Below are 18,950 nucleotides of genomic sequence, written 5' to 3'. Positions count from 1 at the left end.
GCGGCGTATCGCAATATGGGGGTACGTCGCGCATTCGAAAATGAATACGCTTGTAAGGATCTACCTGCAACACGTGTCGATGTCGGGACTCAAGTAAAATGCAGATGGAATCCTGTCCCCGCATGCCGCCCCCCACATGGCGCTCCCACATGACAATGACTTACCATGAACCGCTATCCTATACGCATCTATCCATGCAACGGGGGGCAACCGTTTCGCCTACGCGACCTTTTTGCTCGGTGTACATGACGTGTGCTGTTTGCACCCCAGCCTTGATCTTGCTTTAGACTGTCCGCATTCCCCATGACAACCCGCGACGAACTGGCGAACGCGCCCTGGCGCATCTGGATACAGGCAGCCCGCCCCAAAACACTTCCGGCAGCGGCGGCGCCGGTGATCATTGGCGTAGCGCTTGCCGTGGCCGATGGCGGGTTTCACGCGCTCAGTGCCTCGCTGGCGCTGCTGGCTGCGCTGCTGATTCAGGTGGGGGTGAACTTCCATAACGACTATACCGACTTTCTGCGCGGCACCGATACCGACGAGCGGGTGGGGCCGCTGCGGGTGACGCAGGCGGGGCTTGTCGATCCGGATACGATGCGGCGTGCTACGTTCGTGGTCTTCTTCGTAGCCGTGCTGGCCGGGTCGTATCTGATCGTGCGGGGCGGCTGGCCGGTGGTCGCAATCGGGGTAGCGTCGATCGCTTCGGCGCTCTGGTATACAGCCGGACGCTACTCACTGGCCTACATTGGGCTGGCTGATCTCTTCGTTTTTATGTTCTTTGGCCCGGTGGCCGTTGCGGGAACCTACTACGTACAGACGCTCACCGTAACGGCGCCGGCTGTGGCGGCTGGGGTAGGACCGGGGGCGCTTTCGGTCTGTATCTTGCTGGTTAACAACATCCGCGATCTGGAGGGCGATCGGGAAGCCGATAAGCGCACGCTCGTCGTGCGGCTCGGGCGCACGTTTGGCGTGTGGTTCTATGCATTCTGTATGCTGGTGGCGGCGCTGGTACCGCCGGCGCTGGTGGGATACACAGGCGAACACTGGGGGGCGCTGCTGGCTACGCCGACGGTGGCGCTGGCCGGGCCCGCACTGCAGACGCTGCGCTCAGGCACGACCGACGCCCACCACCTGAATCCGCTCCTGGCTACAACCGGGCGGGCCCTGGCGCTCTACAGCCTGTGCTTTGCGCTGGGCTGGGTGCTTACGTAACACGTCCGCTCGACGGCAAGAGCCATCTCCCTTCTGCGTCACAACGATCCACAATCTTCTGTTATACATCCTGTGCCTATGCCCGACGTGACCTGCTATCGCTACCGGATTCCGCTTGCCAATGCCCTGCCCGGTCCCGACGGACCCATCACGCACCGGGAGGGGGTGCTCGTTGAAGTGCCGCATCCATCGGGTGCTACGTGCTGGGGCGAGGCGGCCCCCCTGCCGGGCTTCAGTCCGGAGCCCCTACAGGACGTTATCTCACGTGCCCGCGCCTGGGCGCACGACGGTGGTCCGTCTCGGCTGAGTGCATCCGATGCCGCGCGCTACCCTGACGACACGCCGGGCTCGCTCCGGTTTGCCCTGGACCACATCGCCCTGCAGTGGGCCGCGTACACCGAAGAGATTTCGTTGCGTGCGCACATGGGCATCGACCGGGTGATGCATGCCGGAAACGCGCTGTGGCGCACGCCCAGCGACCGTGACATGCGGCAAGCGCTGATGGAACTGCAGGCCGAGGGCGTGTCGACGGTAAAGGTGAAAGTGGGACGAGACGCTGTCGACGACGACCTGGACCGCCTCGACGCGCTGTTTGCATCGCTTCCGCAGGGCATGAACGTTCGGCTGGATGCGAACCAGGCGTGGTCGGTCGAGCAGGCACAGACGGTGTGTGAGGCGCTGCAGCACCGGCGCGCGCTGGAGTATCTGGAGGAGCCGCTCGTGCCTGAAGCGGATCTTCGCGCGTTTGTGGAAGCGACAGCGGTGCCTATTGCGCTCGACGAGACGGTGCGTGAGCAGGGGGGCGAAGCCGTGGCGGACTGGCCGGTGGCCGCGCTTGTCGTTAAACCGGCATGGATGGGTATCCGCCGCGTGCAAGAACTGGCCGATCAAACCGGCGATACGCCTGTGGTCGTAACCAGTGCATACGAGTCGGGGGTGGGGTGGCGTGGTACGCTGGCTGTAGGCGCTCAGGTAACCCCCGCTGAACGCGCTATCGGGATGGGGACCTACCGCGCACTGTCTGAAGAGATCACGCATCCCCCGATCCCGAACGTACAGGGCAAGCTGCTGCTTACAGCGCCCGGTACGCTTGATGATTGGCAGGTTCGCCGGGAGCGTTTGCAGGTTGTGTAGCGTGGGTCTGTGTAGCGTGGGTCACTGCTCGCAGCCTCGGCCCTCAGCCCACCTGCAGGAACGCGCGAATCTGATGAGCGAGCGGTGGCAGTGGATGCTTCTGCAGCGCGTGGTGGCGTCCGGGTAGGATGGCAAGGCGGCTATTGGGGAGTGCGTTGTGGAGCGTGAGCGCCGCCTGCAACGGGAAGAGATCGTCTGCATCTGCCATACTAACAAGCACAGGCTGCTGCACGGTCTGCATCTGGCGGCGCAGGCGCAGCGCGGCGCCGGGAAGCTGCTCTACAAACGTACGCAGCGCGCTCGAAAGCGCTGCCCAGTCGCCATGCAGCGCGTCCATGCGGGTGCCATTAGCATCGGCGCGGTCGAGTCGATGCATCATGGCATCCACCGTAGCGGCCTTCCAGTCGATGTGCCCGCCATGAGACACGACGCGGTCGACGCGGTCGGGGTGCCGGTGGGCCATGTGCAGCGCGATGTTGCCACCCATCGAGAACCCAAACACGTGTGCGCGGTCGCAGCCGAGCGCATCGAGCACAGAGCAGGCATTATCCGCAAAGCCGTCGGCGGTGAGCGGTGTGTCGGGCGTCGCGTTGGCCGAGGCTCCGTGTCCGGTAAAGTCGACCGCAACCACGTGCAGATACGGCTCCAGGTAGGGGGCCAACAGGCTTGTTTCCGTGTAGGTGGATCCGGCTGCGCCGTGCAAGAGCAGAAGGGAAGGGCGCTCCGGATCGCCCCACGCATAATATGCAACGGGGCCGTGCTCGGTATCTACGTGCTTCGGAGCGGGACAGTGGGGCTGGCTGCTGCAGCACTCGATGAGCACGCCATGCGTAGCCTTTGGATGCAGAAAGAAGATGCGCTTCTGGTCGGCCCCGTCGAGAGGCTCATCTGAGAGCGGCGTAAACCCGGCTTCGTGCAGACGCGCAAAGGCAGCGTCAATATCAGGCACCTCAAACGCGAGATGGTGAACCCCCTCGCCCTGCCGGTCGAGGAACCGCTGCACAGGCGAGTCCTCGCTTATGGCTTCGAGCAGCTCAATCTTTGTGTTCTGCAGCGCAAGAAAGTGCGTCGTAACGCCTTGCTCATCGACAGCCTCCGACTTATACGTAAGCGCCTTCAAGACATCGGCATAGGTAGCGCGGACGGCAGAAGCATCGTGGACGGCAATGCCGACATGTTCAAGGCGAAGCATAGAGACGGTAATGGGTTGGTAGGGAGACGATAGAGGAGTGCAGCATGCGAGAACGCGGGGCTTCGTCCTATTTCTGCATTCACCGACACATTGTTAAGCGGCGGCCTGTACGCGGGGCTTGGTCGCTTCAGTGAGCAGGATGCCGGTAGCGACAGAAACGTTCAGGCTGTCTGCGGCGCCGCGCATCGGAATACGGGCAAAGAGGTCGCACGCATTGGCCACACCCGAGGTAAGCCCGGTACCCTCGCTGCCCATCACCAGCGCGATAGGGCGGTCCCAGTCGGTATCCCACATAGAGTCTGCCCCGGCCTGCTGAGCGCCTACAATCCAGTAGCTTCGCTCTTTGAGCGAGACGAGCGTTTCGGCCAGGTCGCTGCAGCGGGCAATGGGGATACGCAGGGCCGTGCCCGCGCTGGCCTTGATGGCGGGTGTGGTAAGCGGAGCCATGCCGCTGTTGGGCACGATCACGCCGTCGACGCCGGCAGCCACAGCGCACCGGAGCATCGCACCGAAGTTGCGTGGGTCGGTGACGTGGTCTACTACCAGAAGCAAGGGTTTCTGAGATTGCACCGCATCCCATGTGGGCGCGATTTGCTGCATCAGCGTATTTACCGTAAGATACGAGACCGGAGCAGCCCAGGCGAGCATGCCCTGATGGGCGCCGCCGTCGGCTTCGTGATCGAGACGGTTGTAAGGAACGTACTGCACGGGCACAGAAGCCTCTTCGGCCAGGGTGCGCACCGTGTCGGCTTCGGGGCCAGACAGGCCGTGGCGCATCATCACTTTGTCGACCGCAGACGGGTCGCGCTCCAGCATTTCGATGACGGGCTGGCGGCCTATGATGCAGGTGCGTGCGTTGGAATCGGCGGGCATGGCACGAAACAGTATAAGAAGACGTAACAGATAATAAGACGATACGCACGTACCGGTGTGGGACAGGGTTGATTCTCTTGGTTAACACCGTTAAGTTAGATATCGATTATTCTTCGCTCCAAACCGTTCTGGATTCTATGGCTGCCTCGCCTGGTGCACGCACTCCTGTTTTCATTGATGGCGGACGTATTCCGTTTCAGCGCTCGGGGACCGGCTATGTCGACCTGATGGCGTACGACATGGGTCGTATGGCCCTGAAAGGACTCTTGAGCCGCACTGACCTTGACCCAGCAACGATCGACCGCGTGGTGATGGGAACGGTGGTGCAGGACGTGGAGACGAGCAACGTAGCGCGCGAGTCGGCGCTGGCGGCAGGCATCCCCAACACGGTGCCTGCACATACCGTGACGCAAGCCTGCATCTCCAGCAACCAGGCAGTGACGTCGGGCATGGACCTGATTCGCGCGGGGCAGGGCGATGTTATCGTTGCCAGCGGTACGGAAACGCTTTCAGATCCGCCCATCCGGGTGCGACGCCCGTTGCGTAAGAAGCTTTTTGAGGCGCGAAAGTACAAGTCGCCCCAGGAATTCTTGTCGCTTCTCAAAGACCTGAGTCCGTCGGATCTGCTGCCAGAGTCGCCGTCGATCGCAGAGTTTTCGACGGGCGAGGTAATGGGGGAGAGTGCAGATAAGCTCGCTGCGATGTTCGGTGTGTCGCGCGAGGAGCAAGACGAGTATGCACTGCTTACGCACCACCGCGCAGCAGCAGCCCAGGAAGACGGGCGGATGCAGAAAGAGCTCTTCCCCGCAAGCGTGCCGCCGGACTTCGATCCGATCACAAAAGACAACGTGGTGCGTCCGGATACGACGTTGCAGAAGCTCTCGGGTCTGAGTCCAGCTTTCGTGAAGCCGTTTGGCACGGTGACGGCCGGCAACAGCTCGGCGCTCACCGACGGGGCCTCGGCCTCGCTCATCATGAGCCACGAATATGCAGCGGCGGAGGGCTTTACCGCACGTGCGGCGCTGCGCGAGTATACCTACGTGGCGCAGGATCCAGGGGCTGAGCTGCTGCTTGGTCCGGCGTATGCTATCCCGAACGTGCTCGACGCTGCGGGCATGACGCTGGGCGACATCGACGTGGTGGAGCTGCACGAGGCCTTTGCCGGACAGGTGCTGGCGGTGCTGGAGGCACTGGCGTCAGATCGCTTTGCGGAGGAGTCGCTCAATCGGTCGGAAGCGGTGGGCCGCATCGATATGGACATCCTGAACACGCGCGGCGGCTCGGTGTCGCTCGGCCATCCGTTTGGCGCCACGGGCGTTCGGCTCGTAACAACGGCGGTGAACCGCCTTTACGAAGAAGACGGCCAGTGGGCCCTCGTAAGTGCCTGTGCAGCCGGCGGACAAGGCCACGCGCTGCTGATTGAGCGAGTATAGCTTGCTCCGCCAACCGGCAGACTCCCTTTTTCCCTTACAACGAGAACGATTCTTATGCCTGTGACCCTCGACACCGACCTGCTTCGCACCGACCTTGACGATGGCGTACTCACAGTCTGGATTGATCAGCCGGATGCGTCGGTCAATACTATCGACGAAGCGATGATCAACGCGTTCGAGTTGGCGATCGAACATGCCGAAACCAGTGCTGACGTTGAGGCGCTGGTATTCATCAGCGGGAAGGCCAACTCGTTCATTGCAGGTGCCGATCTTGACATGCTCAAGTCGTTTGATCAACCGGCTGACGTGCGAGCGCTCTCGCGGCGTGGCCACGCCCTGATCAACCGCTTGCAGTCGCTCGATGCGCCCTCGGTGGCCGCGATTCATGGCGCGGCCATGGGCGGCGGGCTCGAAATGACGCTTGGCTGCACCTACCGCATCGCAACCACGAGCAGCAAGACGCAGATGGCGCTCCCTGAGGTTAAGCTCGGCCTGCTCCCCGGAAGCGGGGGGACGCAGTATCTCCCACGGCTGGTAGGCTTGCAGCAGAGCCTTCCCATGATGTTAACCGGCAAGACCACGTATCCCAAAAAAGCAAAGCGCATTGGGCTGGTGGATGCGCTGACTCATGCGCCCGGACTGCACCAGGCAGCCAAGAAGGCTGCGCGCCAGCTGGCCGATGGGACGCTCACGCCGGATCGTCCGGCAGACTGGACCGATCGGCTACTGGAGAGCAACCCGCTTACGCGGCGCGGAGTCTACTGGAAAGCGGCGCAAGACACGCAGAAACAAACACGTGGCAACTATCCGGCGCCGCCCCGCATCATCGAGTGCGTGAAAGCCGGGCTCGAAAACGGGCTGGAGGCCGGGTTGGATGCCGAAGCCGCCGCATTCGGCGAACTGGTGTTCACCCCCGAGTCGAAAGCGCTCGTAAGCCTCTTCTTCGCCAAGCGCCAGGCCGATACGAACGACGATGCCGACAAAGCGCGACCTGTCAGCCGGATCGCTGTGCTGGGGGCCGGGCTCATGGGGGCGGGCATCGCTGACGTGAGCGCCCGCGACGGACTCGACGTGTTTGTGAAAGACGTTGACCTGGAACGCGCTGCCACGGCACGGAAGCACGTCTACAAGACCGCTTCGAAGCGTAAGAAAAAGGGCATTATCTCGTCGTTTGAGCGGGACACGCTCATGGAGCGTATCCAGCCTGTGAGCTCGTACGAGGGATTGGCCACCTCAGATCTTGTCATTGAGGCGGTGCCTGAGGATATCAACCTGAAGCAGAACGTACTGGCAGATGTGGAGGCGGTCGTCTCCGACGACTGTGTGATCGCCAGCAATACGTCATCGATTCCAATTGCCGATATTGCCGAACACGCTGCGCATCCAGAGCGCGTGCTGGGGATGCACTACTTCTCGCCGGTCGAGAAGATGCCCCTGCTGGAGATCATCGCTACCGAATCCACCAGTAAAGAAGCTGTGGCAACGGCCTACGACGTGGGCCTGCGCCAGGGTAAGTCGGTCATCGTCGTGAACGACGCGCCGGGCTTTTACACGACGCGCATTCTGGCGCTCTACATGAACGAGGCCCTGCTGCTGCTTGAAGAGGGCGCCGACGCCCTACAGATCGAGAACGCGATGAAGGACTTTGGCTTCCCAATGGGGCCGTATGAGCTCTTTGATCTGGTCGGTATCGACGTGGCTGCCAAGATCACCGAGGTGATGGGGCGCTACCTGGAGGGCGACCGCTACCGCATCAGCGAGGCTGCCTCGCCGGTCGCCAACGCAGGCCTTCACGGACAGAAGACAAAGACCGGCTTTTACCGGTACGAGGGAAGCGGTAGCGACCCGGAGCGTGGCGACTTTAACAAGGGCATCTATCACTTCTTCGGAGGTGGCGAGCGCTCCGACATCGACGTACAGGCGGTACAGCAGCGGTTGGCGCTAACAATGGTGAACGAGGCTCTGCGGTGCTTTGACGAAGGCATTCTGCGCGATCCCGTTGACGGTGACATTGGTGCGGTGTTTGGGCTCGGCTTTCCGCCGTTTCGGGGCGGACCGTTCCGTTATGTGGATGCGGAGGGCCCCGGACGCATCCACCAGCTGCTACAGCGCTACACCCAGACGCATGGCGACCGCTTCATGCCCGCGTCGTCGCTGTCGCGCCACGCCGAAGACGGCACAACGTATCATGGCGAGGGCTGATGCAGCCGCTGCTCAACAGACTGTTCAACAGATAGGTCCGGCAGATATGTGCAGCGCGCAATGCAGTGGGCAATGCAATGCGACGACGCCGCCCGTTAATCCACCTGCGCGTGCAGCGCTTCGGCGAGCGGGTCGTCGTCGGGGAGCGGCGTGATAGCCCCGCCGGGTTCAATGACAAACGCCCCATGCTTCGTAAGAAGCGCAAGCGAGGTGTTCCGCTCCATGGCATGCAGCACGTCTACGGGAGAGGGGATGGGGGCGTTGGGCACGATGAGAGCTGGCATATCCGTCTTCCCCGAAAGATCAGCCGGCGGTGCCATGGGTACAGAGATCAGTCGGTGGTGAAAGCGCATCTCTTCTAAGATGGTGCTGTGTGTTCGGTCGATGCTATACATGACATCGTTACCTGCATGGATCACCGATCCGCTGGTCTGCGAGGGCGAGACGAACGCCGTGAACTCGCCTTCGGGAAAGGGAAGCACAGCTACGCGATAGTCGGCAGCCTCAAAGCTCTCGTCCAGACGCATGCGGCGCTGAAACGCAGTGATGACGCTACGAAGCGCACGTGCGGCCTGCGTGTGATAGGGAGACGCCTCGCGCGGCGTTTCGAAGTGACTGAACGAGTCGATAGCGCCGTCGCCTTCAACGATAACGCCGTACGTGATCAAGAAAGCATCCTCATCGTTGAGCGCGCCGAACCCGAACGCCCATCCGTCGCCATCAGGGCGGGCGGCAAAGAGCGGCGGCATCTCGGCAGGCCCGGCAGCCTGCTCCTCAATAGCCTGGATCGCAGCATGGTGGGCCGTATGGTAGCTGTGCAACTGCTGCCCGGCATAAGTCGACCAGGCAAGCCCCTGCTCAAGGTCAGATGCAGGCTGCTGCGCCAGAGCGGGGAGCGCTATCAGAAGCAAAAACAGGGTAAGCGGTGAGGTGCGCATAGCAGATAGCTGACCAGGCTTTAAGAGGGATAGTGCGTAAAAGCAAAATTGCGTCGAAGCAAGATAGCTACCGACCAGATCAAATGCTGTTAGACCGTACTCTGCCGGTTGGCGCAAAAAATGCCCCTGATAAAACACGTGCCCAATAAGCCGCGTGATGAGCCTGTAGAGCAGGAAAGGTACCGAAACAGATGAGATGATGATGGTTTCTAATGCATTTTTCTGTCTCAAAGAGGCTAAGCAGCCAGCGAATGGGCGGCATCCGAGGAGATAACCTGCACGCCAGCCTCGTTCATGGCCTGCCAGGCAGCGGCGAGCGACCCATCTTGGTCGATGCCCCGGGTGGCGTCTTCCACTACGTAAACGTCAAATCCTTCGTGTCGCCCATCGGTAGCCGACCACTTCACGCAGAAGTCAGCCGCAAGGCCTACAACCACAAGCGAGTCGATGCCGCGCTCGCGAAGGTAGCCGGTAAGACCGGTGGGCGTTGCGCCATCGTTCTCGTAGAATGCCGAGTACGAGTCGATCTCGGGCCGAAAGCCTTTGCGGATAATCAAGTCGGCCCGGTCGGTGTTCAGGTCGGGGTGAAACGCTGCCCCTTCGCTGCCCTGGATGCAGTGATCAGGCCACAGCACCTGCTCGCCATACGGCATCTCGACCGTGTCGTACGGCTCATGCCCGTCGTGCTGCGACGCAAACGACTGGTGGGCTGCCGGATGCCAGTCTTGCGTGAACACCACAGCGTTGAAATCGTCCATGAGCGCGTTCACCGTAGGTACGATCGTGTCGCCCTCAGGTACAGCGAGGGCCCCCCCAGGACAGAAGTCGTTCTGGATATCGACAACTAAAAGAGCTTGCATACGTCTAAATCAGTGTGTGCGTAGAGTGCTTGCGTTATGGATTACCTGTTGCCTACTCTATGTACCGTATCCACGAATCATCCACTCCTTTTTTCCAGTCTGTCATGGAAACGTTACGAACCGACGCCTCCGTCAATTTCAACGGTACAGGGGACTCTAATAGAGAGTCCTCTATTGAAGCGCGCATCCGGCAGGCGTTTGAGGCGCAGCGTGCCCACCGCCCTGATGTGCGTACGCAAGACGCGGAGGCACGCATCAGCAAGATCCAGCGTCTACATGACCACGTATGGGCGCGCCGCAAAGAGATTCAGGCAGCGATGTACCAGGACTTCCGGCGTCCGCCCGTAGAAGTAGACATGAGCGAAGTCAAGATGATCGCGGAGGAGGCCGAGTTTGCGATGAAGCACCTGCACGAATGGATGGCACCCGAGCCCGTGCCCACGCAGCGCATGCTTGTAGGCACCCGTTCGCGCATCGAACCGACCCCGAAGGGGGTGGTCTGCATCATGAGTCCGTGGAACTACCCGTTCATCCTTACAATGGCACCGCTAATCAGTGCGCTGGCAGCGGGCAACAGCGTAATTGTGAAGCCGTCGGAGTACACGCCGCACAGCAGCGCGCTCATGGCTGACATGATCGAGCAGCTCTACGATCCGCGTGAGGTAACGCTCTTTCAGGGCGACAAAGAAGTCGGACAGGCGCTGCTCGACCAGCCGTTCGATCATTTCTTCTTTACCGGGAGTCCGGCCGTTGGGCGCATCGTAATGAAGGCGGCGGCCGAGCATCTTAGCTCCGTTACCCTTGAACTGGGGGGGAAGTCACCGGCCGTGGTGGATGCAAGCGCCGACATCGACCACGCAGCAACGACGCTTGTGTGGGGCAAATTCTTAAACGCGGGGCAGACCTGCATTGCGCCGGACTACGTACTGGTCGAGGAATCGGTATCCGATGCGCTGGTGGATGCGATGCGCGCTGCTGCAACCCGTTCCTTTGGGTCTACCCCGAGTGAGCGACAACAGAGCGCTGACTACGCCCGAATCGTAAACGAGCGCCATTTCGCCCGGCTCAGCAATGCCCTCGACGATGCGATCGAGCAGGGCGCGCGTCTCGAATACGGCGGCACGGTAGATGCCCGCGAGCGCTACATCGAGCCCACGCTTCTTACCGACGTCCCCAGCACAGCTACGGTGATGCAGGAAGAGATCTTCGGCCCGATCCTGCCGATTCGCAGCATTCGCCACCTCGACGATGCGATCGCCGAGATCCAGTCTCGCGAGAATCCGCTGGCGCTCTACCATTTCACAACCAGCGAATCCGCCACGCGCCGCCTGCTCGATCATACGCAGTCGGGCGGTGTCTGCGTGAACGACGTGATTGTACACTACCTGAGCCCGCATCTCCCGTTCGGGGGCGCCGGGCACAGCGGCATCGGGGCAAGTAGTGGCCGGTATGGATTCGAGGCGTTCTCGCAAAAACGCAGTGTGATGAAGCGCGAGAACAGTGCAGCGCTTATGCAGCAGCTCTATCCGCCGTATAAACCCGTAACCAAGAAGCTGGTCGACTGGCTCTTGCCATGGGCATAGCGAAAAACAGCACGAAAGCAGCACGGCGATGATACAGGGCCGTCGGAGAGGCGGTGTGCCGCCGAAGTACGCCCTGCGTACGGCTCTGTATAGTAGGGCGTTCTACCTACCGTACCGCCGCGGGCAAGGCAGCCGCCATGATTTGTACCCGGTTGGGGATGCTGAGGTAGATCTGTGTGCGGTCGGGGGAGAGCACGAAAGAGCGAGCGCCTTCGGCCCCAGGAACGTGCAAGCGATGCCGTAGGGCACCTTCGCTGTCAAGCACGATAAGCTGGGCAGGTTCGTCTTCCGGCATCCCAACCATAAGCCAGAGCGCCTCCCCGACAGCTACAGGGCTGTGAACGTACTGCAGGGGGAATAACCGATTCGGCTCGTCCAGCGCAGCGTTGGCCTCTACAAAGGCATCATAAATACGATCGGTCTCAGGGATATCCAGGGTGCGTGCCCATTCCTGTTGGCCCGAAGACGTATAGCGCATCACCTCAGCGGTAGAGGAACGTACAAACCAGAGTCCACCGTCGGCATCCAGCGCAACGGATCCTGACATGGCATGGAGCACGTCGGGCACCTCACCGGCTACGATCCGTGATCGCGTGTCCTGCATGTCAATCACAATGCGGCCCTCCTGCAGTGGGGTGACGGCCTGGTAGAGTTCAGTGCCTGCATCGTCATACACCGCGACTGTAGAGTCAGGTGACGTGGCTCCTAAGATAGCGATATGGCCAGCCGGTCCAAACGCATAGCGCGACCCGAATACTGGAACAGGTGCAAGACCGGCGTACGCCCCATCGGTCGTGAACGTGACCTGTCCTTGCTTTGCCAGGTCTACTACAAAGACCGAGTCATTGCGTACGTTCATCCCCATTGGAAATTGAATCTCACCCGGCCCCTCGCCGGTGCCTCCAAATGAAGCCCGATGTGTGCCATCAGTACGGAAAGCATGGAGGGTATTCCTATCACGCACGAACAGCTCACCGTTTTCAGCAACCGCCATTGCCGAGATCGTGCCTATCAGCGTGTCGGGCTCTCCCGCAAAACGTGTGAGGTCTTCGATTGTGTGATCCGTTATCTGCTCAGTGGATGTCTCTGGAGCGTCTGATGTCCCGCATCCCCCTGCAAGCAGCAGAAGCAGGACCGCTGGGAGCAGGCCCGTGAAGACGAGCATCGAGGAGCGAGTAAGCGTGTGTAGCAATTGGCTGAGCGTAGACATAAAGAGTTGGTGCTGTGAAGTGCCCGAGCAGTTAACATAATCTACAATCACCTTCTTCTATATGCAAGTCGGAATGCGCATCAGCATTATGTTTCGGCACTACGTTCAGGCCGGTTCGGCGAGTCGTGCGAGCAGTTCCTGTACGGACTTCCGCTCGTCGTCGTTTACGATGTGCCCCATGCCTTCATAGATGCGCTTATCGACCGATGCGTTGAGGTTGCGAAAGACAGCAGCAGTGTCGTCGACGCGTTTCTGCGGGATGTGCGGGTCGCGGTCGCTGCATCCGAGAAAAACGGGCGTTTCCTCGAAATCGCCATCGTAGTTGAACTGTTTGTCGTTCGGAGGGTCTTCGTTGGGAATCATGCCGTTGCCAATGAGTCCGCCACTGAGCCCAATGATGCCGCCGTATCGAGTGGGAAAGCGGGCAGCATACTCGGTAGAGAGGCAGGCGCCTTGCGAGAATCCGCCGATCATGATACGATCGGTAGGGATGCTATACGTAGCGTTAAGCGTATCGAGAAGCGACCCAATACGGCGCAGTCCTGAGGAGAGGCCGGGCTCGTTGTCCTCTAACGCAGCCAGGAAAGAGTTTGGGTACCAGGTGCGTCCGCGCGCCTGAGGGGCGATAAGGGCGACGCTTTCAGGGGCCAGCGGAGCAATGAGGCGCAGGATGCTTTCCGCGGTGGCGCCGCGCCCGTGAATGAAGACAACGGCAGCATGGGCAGCATCCAGATTGGCGCCGGCCAGCACCACTTGCGTCTCGCCGTGCGGGTCATTGCCATGATGACGATCGAGGGAGGAAAGGGTAGACATGGGAAAAAGCGGTTAGTGAGCAGTAAGGCGGGGCAGTGTACGCCAATACAGGGGGGCTTCGGTACCCCCATAACATACAAACGCCCCGGCGTAACACACAACAGGGTGCGCTATGCGCCGGAGCATCTGTGGGAAACGAGATCGTGTGCTACAAAGGCAGCGGAATCGCAGAAGCCTTACCCGATCTTGTAGAACTTCTCGTGTACAATCTGGCCGTCTTCCCAGTACTGCACCGAGGTTTGCTTCTGTTCAACGTCGCCCACGCCATCGAGCGTGAAGTCCATGTACCATTCGACAAAGGCAACGCCGTCTTCTTCGTTGACAGCAACGGCTTTAATTTCGGCTGCTCGAAAGTCTGTCAGGGCGTTCACAAACTGCTCTTCGTACTCACGATTGGCCTCTTTGCCTTCGCGGCGCACGTCATCTTCTTCCATGATGACGTCTTCGGCATAGTACTCCTCGAATGCACCGAGAATATCGCCTTCAAGAATGCGGGCGTTCAGGTCGTCGACTTTGGAACGAATAGAATCACTCATACCAGGGTAAGGGAAAGTATAAAAGGGTAGTGGACATGTAGTCTACATCATGCAACACCACTTGCATTACCGTGTTGCAACACGTATATAACGAACTCATGACGTTATGGGAGGCAGACGGATCTGCGCAAGTCGTCGTGTGGAGTACGGTGTTATATGATTACCGTACTGCAGGCGCGTACGACAGATTAAGCCTCCACAGCGAACTATATGCTGTGATTATTCGTCTTCGCGCTTTTCCATATTTGAGTAGATGCCTTCGCAGATGCGGCTCAGGTGTGCCATATCGCGTTCGCTCACGCTGGCTGCGAAGTCGTCTTGTACCGCCTGGATGTCGGGGCGCATCTCCTCAAGCAGCCCGATCCCTTCTTCTGTGATGAAGTGTAGGGTCACGCGTCGGTCTGCCTCGCTACGGCGGCGCGCTACGCATCCGAGATCCTCCAGCTTATCCATGAGCCGGGTAACGTCGGGCGAGGGGTCGAGCATGCGGTCGATGATGTCGCAGCGTGCGTATCCCTCTGGATGGGCGCCCCGCAGAATACGAAGCACGTTGTAGTGGCTAAACTGCAGATCGTATGAGCGGCAGACCTGCTCAATGGCCCGCCGCACATGTGCCCCTGCAATAAACAGATTGAGCATGGCTTCGTGCGCAGGTCCGTCGAACGGCTTGGTCTGCTGAATTCGATTTGCGAGTATGCGTCCCATTGTGTATTCAAGAGTAACTGGTGAAGAGCGTATTTACATGACGAACAGCAACAGGTGGCGTTTCGCAATGACCCGTGCTTCGTCGTGTACTTCTTTCCGACCTCACTATCCTGCCTGACTGTTCTGCTGCCTATGTACGATCCGCGCTCGCTGCTTCCGCTGGTTCGCCGTCTGTCCGATCATATTGCGGACTGGCAAGATACACACGCTGACGCCACGGTTGCTGAGGCGGCGTCTGAACGTCCGTTTGCAGGATACGACGTGGAGGCACTTGAAGAGACGCTTACGGGCTATCTCGATCGGCTCACAGGAGACAACTATCCGTTTTTCCACCCGCGGTATGCCGGGCAGATGCTAAAACCGCCTCACCCAGCTGCGTTATTGGGCTACTGGGCTGCGCAGCTCATCAACCCGAACAACCACGCGCTCGACGGCGGTCCGCCCACCAGCATCATGGAGAAGGAGGCGGTCGATTTGTTGCGCAGGATGGTGGGGTTTCCGGAGGATGCGCTGGGGCATCTTACATCCGGCGGTACGGTGGCCAACCTGGAGGCGCTTTTCGTAGCACGCGAGATCCATCCTGATGCGTCTATTGGCGTTGCCCCGAGCGCACATTACACGCACAGCCGCATGAGCCACGTGCTCCGAGTAGACACCACGCCCCTGCCAACCGATACAGCAGGACGCATCGACCCCGAGGTGCTCGACCAGACGCTTGCGAATGAAGACATTGGGACTATCGTCTGCACGTTGGGCACAACCGGACTGGGCGTGGTAGATCCTCTACACAAGCTTCTTCCGATCTGCCGAGCGCACGGTGTGCGTGTACATGTCGATGGAGCATACGGCGGCTTTTTTCGTCTGGCTGCGTCTCCGCCCCTCTCATCGTCTACGGAGGCCGCGTTCAGCGCTCTTAGCGAGGCCGACTCGGTCGTGATCGATCCGCATAAGCACGGCCTGCAGCCTTACGGGTGCGGATCGGTTCTCTTTCGGGATCCGGCGGTGGGGCGGTTCTACGCACACGACTCACCATACACGTACTTTACCTCCGACGATCTGCACCTGGGTGAGATCAGCCTGGAGTGCTCGCGAGCAGGAGCGGCAGCGGGGGCGCTCTGGTGCACGCTGCAGGCGGTGCCTCTGAGGCAAGACACCGGGCTGGGTCCTATCGTGAACGCATGCCTTTCTGCCGCGCGATCGTGGGCGGCCCGTATCCACAAGAGCACCGAGCTGACGGCTTACATAGAGCCCGAAACAGATATTGTGTCGTTTTTTCCGGTGCCTGAGGCGCAACACACCGAGGCTGTGAGCGCGTACAGCACGCTGGTGTTCGAGCAGGCCATGCGCCAGGACGACCCCGTGTTCTTAAGCTTGTACAACGTGCCCAGCAAGCAGTTTACGACGTATTACCCAGCCTATGCAGCAACGACCGACACGGTTACGATACTACGGAGCGTGCTCATGAAGCCAACTCACGAGGCCTATGTGGACCGGCTACATACCCAGGTGTTACAGGCTGTTGCGGAGGTCAGTAGATAAGACCTTAGCCGGCCACAGAAAGCATGGACGTACTTTCTGTGGAAGGGGGGACCCAGGCATCCGTTAACGGGTGATTGTGACCTGAGCGCGTGCGAGAAAGGCGTCATCGAACGTGCGACGTACAAACTGAAGGGCTTCGAGCGCAGACTCGCGTTCTGCAAATGCTCCGATGCGAACCCGGTAGTAAGGCTGCCCAAACTCGATATTGATAGGCATCCCTTCGGGAAAAAGATTGGCTCGTTCGCTATCCTGGTGTTCTTCCCACCAGTTCTGTACTTCTCGGCGCACCTCTTCGGCGGCCGAGCGATCAAGCGAAGAGTAGACCTGAATCTGGAAGCCATCTACCACTTGCTCAACGCCCCGGTCGGCACGCACTTCCAACAGTTGAGGCGGTACAGCATGCTCAACCATCGTAGCTTCGAGCCGGGGGGGACGCTCTTCAAACTGATCTGGGTTGAAGGTCTCGTAGGGAGCCACCGATATGCCAGCCTCTGCACGCCGCTCCTCCTCAGCGCCATTTGCCGGCTGGGAGGTGGTCTCTGTGCTGGCGCAGCCCGTTACGACGAACAGAGCAACGGACATCACAGCGAGTCTGTAGAGCAGGGTCATAGCGAGCGGTTTGTCAGTCATCGAAAGTAAGAGCAGCAGTTGGGCACCTGCTTTGAGCGCCCGGTTTGCACTGCAATACGCAAAAAGCGCCTCTGTACTGCGTAAAGTTACGTGTGGGGCACGCCATATGCAATGTCAAGACGGCGCTGGGTAGCCTCACCTATAGTTTCATATACAGGCATCTGTAGAGGTAGCATCAGTACGCGGTTTCGGCATTAGAGAACCCCTCCATGATGCCGACCGATCCGCTGGCGCCAATGCGTGTGGCGCCGTGTGCGACCATGCGAGCCACATCACTCGCTGATCCGACACCGCCCGAAGCTTTCACTCCTGTCTCGTCATCCACCATATGGCGCATCAGCGCAACGTCTTCTACCGTGGCGCCGCCGGTGCTGAAGCCGGTGGAAGTCTTCACGAAGTCGGCACCTTCCGTGTCTGCAATGTAGCACGTAACGGCCTTCTCGGCGTTGGAGAGAAGGGCCGTTTCAAGGATCACCTTCAGCGTGGGACTGCCAGGTTCAGAGCGTAGCGCTTTAACGACAGCCCGGATATGGCGGGCTAGGCGTTTCCATGCATGGGCTTTTACAGCTCCGATGGGCACAACCATATCGATTTCACTGGCTCCGTGCTGCAACGCCCACTGCGCTTCAGCAGCCTTCACCTCGTGATGGCTGTGTCCGAGTGGAAATCCGACCACCGTACAGATAGCAACCTGCGTATCCGCCAGAGATTTCGTGGCAGCGGGTACATATGCGGTCGGGATGCAGACAGAGGCAAACGTGTATCGGCGTGCTTCCTCAAAACACTGCGTGTAGTCGTCGGGGGTAGCCGTTGGGGCCAACTGTGTATGATCAATGAGGGCCGAGAGTTCGCTTGCAGTAAGCTCTGGAAGCGTTGTGGGGCCTCCCAGACCGGGGGTGGAAGAAGCCTTCAAACGATTGATTGTGGGGCGTAAATACGACGCGTTGACGTCATCGGAGGCGTCCCACGAACGTATGGTCTCAATAATCGATTGGGGGCTGGGCAGAGCCATGGTGGTCAGGGGGTGAGTACACAAAACGACATTGGTAAGGTACTCAGTAATATGCGCAGGCAGTGCGACTCCTGCAAGCAAAAAGGTGCGAGGCCAGGCTCTTACTCGGAGATATCACAGCAAATAGACGAACAGGCTAAACAGGTAGAGCGGACTTATGAGACGGAGAGTGAGACGAAGAGCAGCAGGAACGCATTCAACAGAGAAAGCGCACCAGGGATAGGTAGCAAGCGCCATAAGGGCTACATGGGAGAGAAGGAGGGATAGGAGACGAGTCCGTTAGTCTTCGGCGTTTTGGGGAGTATCGGTCTCATCTTTCGGAGTGAAGTCAAGCGATGCGGAATTAATGCAGTATCGCTTCCCGGTTGGCTTCGGCCCATCGTTGAACACATGCCCGAGGTGCGCATCACACGATGCGCAAGTCACCTCAGTCCGACGCATGCCAAGGCTTTTGTCGGGGCGCAGCTCCACGTTGCCCTGGTCGACCACGTCCCAGAAGCTGGGCCACCCCGACCCGGACTTATATTTTGTATCTGAGTCAAACAGAACGGCACCACAGCAGACGCAGCGGTAGACGCCGTCTTCGTTGTGGTCCCAGTACATGCCAGTGAATGCGCGCTCTGTGCCTCCCTTGCGGGCAACTTTATACTGTTCAGGGGTGAGCTTCTCTTTCCAGGCACGGTCGGATACAGAGGAGGCCATAGTATTAAGAGATGTTGAATAGAGTCAGGGTTAATGCGTACACATGCACGAGACAGAGGAGCAGGGCGTTCCCACCGGGTAGAGCTGTTACCGCCATGTAAAGAGATGACTATCAAGGAATCTGCTGATTGAGGGCAAAAGCGTAGCAGAGAAGGGAGATATGGAGCGTAATGGAGGCAGGGGATAAGCCCAAACATGCGAGGCCCCCACCGCAATCCAGAGGGGGCCTCGTATTATGGCTTACAGCTCCGCTTGCTCTCGCCCGCAGACCAGAATCCGGTAGCGGGAAGATGTTAAGTGATTGACATGTGGTTTGCATCATCGCAACCCGCTCAAACCCCCTCTGTCTTCGACATCTCCCCCTTGACTAAGGGGG

At 59.7% G+C, this 18,950-nt stretch carries 17 protein-coding genes; 6 read left to right on the top strand and 11 right to left on the bottom strand.

Going from position 1 to position 18,950, the window contains the following annotated elements:
* Positions 1-303: 303 nt before the first annotated feature.
* Both PPP56_RS00145 and menC read left to right on the top strand, forming a co-directional pair.
* On the top strand, positions 304-1,212 hold the full coding sequence (locus tag PPP56_RS00145) for a 1,4-dihydroxy-2-naphthoate polyprenyltransferase (RefSeq protein ID WP_353561531.1): 909 nt from the start codon (positions 304-306) through the stop codon (positions 1,210-1,212).
* A 78-nt stretch (positions 1,213-1,290) separates the two neighbouring features.
* Positions 1,291-2,346, top strand: coding sequence for an o-succinylbenzoate synthase (gene menC / locus PPP56_RS00140; protein ID WP_353561529.1), 1,056 nt, complete (start codon positions 1,291-1,293; stop codon positions 2,344-2,346).
* Positions 2,347-2,389: 43 nt separating this feature from the next.
* On the opposite strand, the gene mce is transcribed toward menC, so the two are convergent.
* A complete protein-coding gene (gene mce, locus PPP56_RS00135; RefSeq protein ID WP_353561527.1) occupies positions 2,390-3,538 on the bottom strand; it encodes a methylmalonyl-CoA epimerase in 1,149 nt (382 codons plus the stop codon).
* Positions 3,539-3,631: 93 nt separating this feature from the next.
* Positions 3,632-4,411 (bottom strand): 23S rRNA (guanosine(2251)-2'-O)-methyltransferase RlmB, encoded by a 780-nt coding sequence (rlmB, locus tag PPP56_RS00130; protein ID WP_353561525.1) that lies wholly within the window; start codon positions 4,409-4,411, stop codon positions 3,632-3,634.
* Between the two features lie 137 nt (positions 4,412-4,548).
* Here rlmB and PPP56_RS00125 point away from each other — a divergent pair, with 137 nt between their 5' ends.
* The gene (locus PPP56_RS00125; RefSeq protein ID WP_353561523.1) at positions 4,549-5,844 is read left to right on the top strand and encodes an acetyl-CoA C-acyltransferase; all 1,296 of its coding nucleotides are present in this window, start codon (positions 4,549-4,551) and stop codon (positions 5,842-5,844) included.
* Between the two features lie 54 nt (positions 5,845-5,898).
* The gene (locus PPP56_RS00120; protein ID WP_353561521.1) at positions 5,899-8,046 is read left to right on the top strand and encodes a 3-hydroxyacyl-CoA dehydrogenase NAD-binding domain-containing protein; all 2,148 of its coding nucleotides are present in this window, start codon (positions 5,899-5,901) and stop codon (positions 8,044-8,046) included.
* A gap of 95 nt (positions 8,047-8,141) precedes the next feature.
* Here the strand turns inward: PPP56_RS00120 and PPP56_RS00115 are convergent, their stop codons facing one another.
* Complete coding sequence (locus PPP56_RS00115) at positions 8,142-8,984, bottom strand: hypothetical protein (RefSeq protein ID WP_353561519.1); 843 nt, start codon at positions 8,982-8,984, stop codon at positions 8,142-8,144.
* 236 nt (positions 8,985-9,220) lie between these two features.
* Positions 9,221-9,844, bottom strand: a complete 624-nt coding sequence (gene pncA, locus PPP56_RS00110; RefSeq protein WP_353561517.1) for a bifunctional nicotinamidase/pyrazinamidase — start codon at positions 9,842-9,844, stop codon at positions 9,221-9,223.
* A 104-nt stretch (positions 9,845-9,948) separates the two neighbouring features.
* Between pncA and PPP56_RS00105 the strand changes: the two genes are divergently transcribed.
* On the top strand, positions 9,949-11,427 hold the full coding sequence (locus PPP56_RS00105; RefSeq protein ID WP_353561515.1) for an aldehyde dehydrogenase family protein: 1,479 nt from the start codon (positions 9,949-9,951) through the stop codon (positions 11,425-11,427).
* 106 nt (positions 11,428-11,533) lie between these two features.
* Here PPP56_RS00105 and PPP56_RS00100 read toward each other — a convergent pair whose 3' ends face one another.
* From PPP56_RS00100 to PPP56_RS00085, 4 genes are all read right to left on the bottom strand, one after another.
* Positions 11,534-12,637, bottom strand: coding sequence for a 6-bladed beta-propeller (locus tag PPP56_RS00100; protein WP_353561513.1), 1,104 nt, complete (start codon positions 12,635-12,637; stop codon positions 11,534-11,536).
* Positions 12,638-12,742: 105 nt separating this feature from the next.
* Positions 12,743-13,450 (bottom strand): alpha/beta hydrolase, encoded by a 708-nt coding sequence (locus PPP56_RS00095; protein WP_353561511.1) that lies wholly within the window; start codon positions 13,448-13,450, stop codon positions 12,743-12,745.
* Between the two features lie 176 nt (positions 13,451-13,626).
* Positions 13,627-13,986 (bottom strand): nuclear transport factor 2 family protein, encoded by a 360-nt coding sequence (locus PPP56_RS00090; RefSeq protein WP_353561509.1) that lies wholly within the window; start codon positions 13,984-13,986, stop codon positions 13,627-13,629.
* 219 nt (positions 13,987-14,205) lie between these two features.
* Positions 14,206-14,691 carry a MarR family winged helix-turn-helix transcriptional regulator gene (locus tag PPP56_RS00085; RefSeq protein WP_353561507.1) on the bottom strand — a complete coding sequence of 162 codons (486 nt, stop codon included), beginning with the start codon at positions 14,689-14,691 and terminating at the stop codon, positions 14,206-14,208.
* A gap of 132 nt (positions 14,692-14,823) precedes the next feature.
* Between PPP56_RS00085 and PPP56_RS00080 the strand changes: the two genes are divergently transcribed.
* Complete coding sequence (locus PPP56_RS00080; protein WP_353561505.1) at positions 14,824-16,230, top strand: pyridoxal phosphate-dependent decarboxylase family protein; 1,407 nt, start codon at positions 14,824-14,826, stop codon at positions 16,228-16,230.
* Between the two features lie 63 nt (positions 16,231-16,293).
* Here PPP56_RS00080 and PPP56_RS00075 read toward each other — a convergent pair whose 3' ends face one another.
* The 3 genes from PPP56_RS00075 to msrB all read right to left on the bottom strand — a co-directional run bounded on the left by PPP56_RS00075 (position 16,294) and on the right by msrB (position 18,574).
* The gene (locus tag PPP56_RS00075; RefSeq protein ID WP_353561503.1) at positions 16,294-16,860 is read right to left on the bottom strand and encodes an SPOR domain-containing protein; all 567 of its coding nucleotides are present in this window, start codon (positions 16,858-16,860) and stop codon (positions 16,294-16,296) included.
* A 175-nt stretch (positions 16,861-17,035) separates the two neighbouring features.
* A complete protein-coding gene (deoC, locus tag PPP56_RS00070; RefSeq protein ID WP_353561501.1) occupies positions 17,036-17,872 on the bottom strand; it encodes a deoxyribose-phosphate aldolase in 837 nt (278 codons plus the stop codon).
* A 279-nt stretch (positions 17,873-18,151) separates the two neighbouring features.
* On the bottom strand, positions 18,152-18,574 hold the full coding sequence (gene msrB / locus PPP56_RS00065; protein ID WP_353561499.1) for a peptide-methionine (R)-S-oxide reductase MsrB: 423 nt from the start codon (positions 18,572-18,574) through the stop codon (positions 18,152-18,154).
* Positions 18,575-18,950 lie beyond the last annotated feature (376 nt).

This window comes from Longimonas sp., assembly GCF_040409695.1.
GTDB lineage: Bacteria > Bacteroidota > Rhodothermia > Rhodothermales > Salinibacteraceae > Longimonas.
The sequence above is the reverse complement of the archived record's forward strand: the minus strand, read 5'-3'. Positions and strand labels throughout refer to the sequence as shown.

Coding starts and splice junctions, on each gene's coding strand:
- PPP56_RS00100 (WP_353561513.1), bottom strand. CDS start 12,637: ATGTCTACGCTCAGCCAATTGCTACACACGCTTACTCGCTCCTCGATG.
- rlmB (WP_353561525.1), bottom strand. CDS start 4,411: ATGCCCGCCGATTCCAACGCACGCACCTGCATCATAGGCCGCCAGCCC.
- pncA (WP_353561517.1), bottom strand. CDS start 9,844: ATGCAAGCTCTTTTAGTTGTCGATATCCAGAACGACTTCTGTCCTGGG.
- PPP56_RS00090 (WP_353561509.1), bottom strand. CDS start 13,986: ATGAGTGATTCTATTCGTTCCAAAGTCGACGACCTGAACGCCCGCATT.
- PPP56_RS00105 (WP_353561515.1), top strand. CDS start 9,949: ATGGAAACGTTACGAACCGACGCCTCCGTCAATTTCAACGGTACAGGG.
- PPP56_RS00145 (WP_353561531.1), top strand. CDS start 304: ATGACAACCCGCGACGAACTGGCGAACGCGCCCTGGCGCATCTGGATA.
- msrB (WP_353561499.1), bottom strand. CDS start 18,574: ATGGCCTCCTCTGTATCCGACCGTGCCTGGAAAGAGAAGCTCACCCCT.
- menC (WP_353561529.1), top strand. CDS start 1,291: ATGCCCGACGTGACCTGCTATCGCTACCGGATTCCGCTTGCCAATGCC.
- mce (WP_353561527.1), bottom strand. CDS start 3,538: ATGCTTCGCCTTGAACATGTCGGCATTGCCGTCCACGATGCTTCTGCC.
- PPP56_RS00120 (WP_353561521.1), top strand. CDS start 5,899: ATGCCTGTGACCCTCGACACCGACCTGCTTCGCACCGACCTTGACGAT.
- PPP56_RS00085 (WP_353561507.1), bottom strand. CDS start 14,691: ATGGGACGCATACTCGCAAATCGAATTCAGCAGACCAAGCCGTTCGAC.
- PPP56_RS00075 (WP_353561503.1), bottom strand. CDS start 16,860: ATGACTGACAAACCGCTCGCTATGACCCTGCTCTACAGACTCGCTGTG.
- PPP56_RS00080 (WP_353561505.1), top strand. CDS start 14,824: ATGTACGATCCGCGCTCGCTGCTTCCGCTGGTTCGCCGTCTGTCCGAT.
- PPP56_RS00095 (WP_353561511.1), bottom strand. CDS start 13,450: ATGTCTACCCTTTCCTCCCTCGATCGTCATCATGGCAATGACCCGCAC.
- deoC (WP_353561501.1), bottom strand. CDS start 17,872: ATGGCTCTGCCCAGCCCCCAATCGATTATTGAGACCATACGTTCGTGG.
- PPP56_RS00115 (WP_353561519.1), bottom strand. CDS start 8,984: ATGCGCACCTCACCGCTTACCCTGTTTTTGCTTCTGATAGCGCTCCCC.
- PPP56_RS00125 (WP_353561523.1), top strand. CDS start 4,549: ATGGCTGCCTCGCCTGGTGCACGCACTCCTGTTTTCATTGATGGCGGA.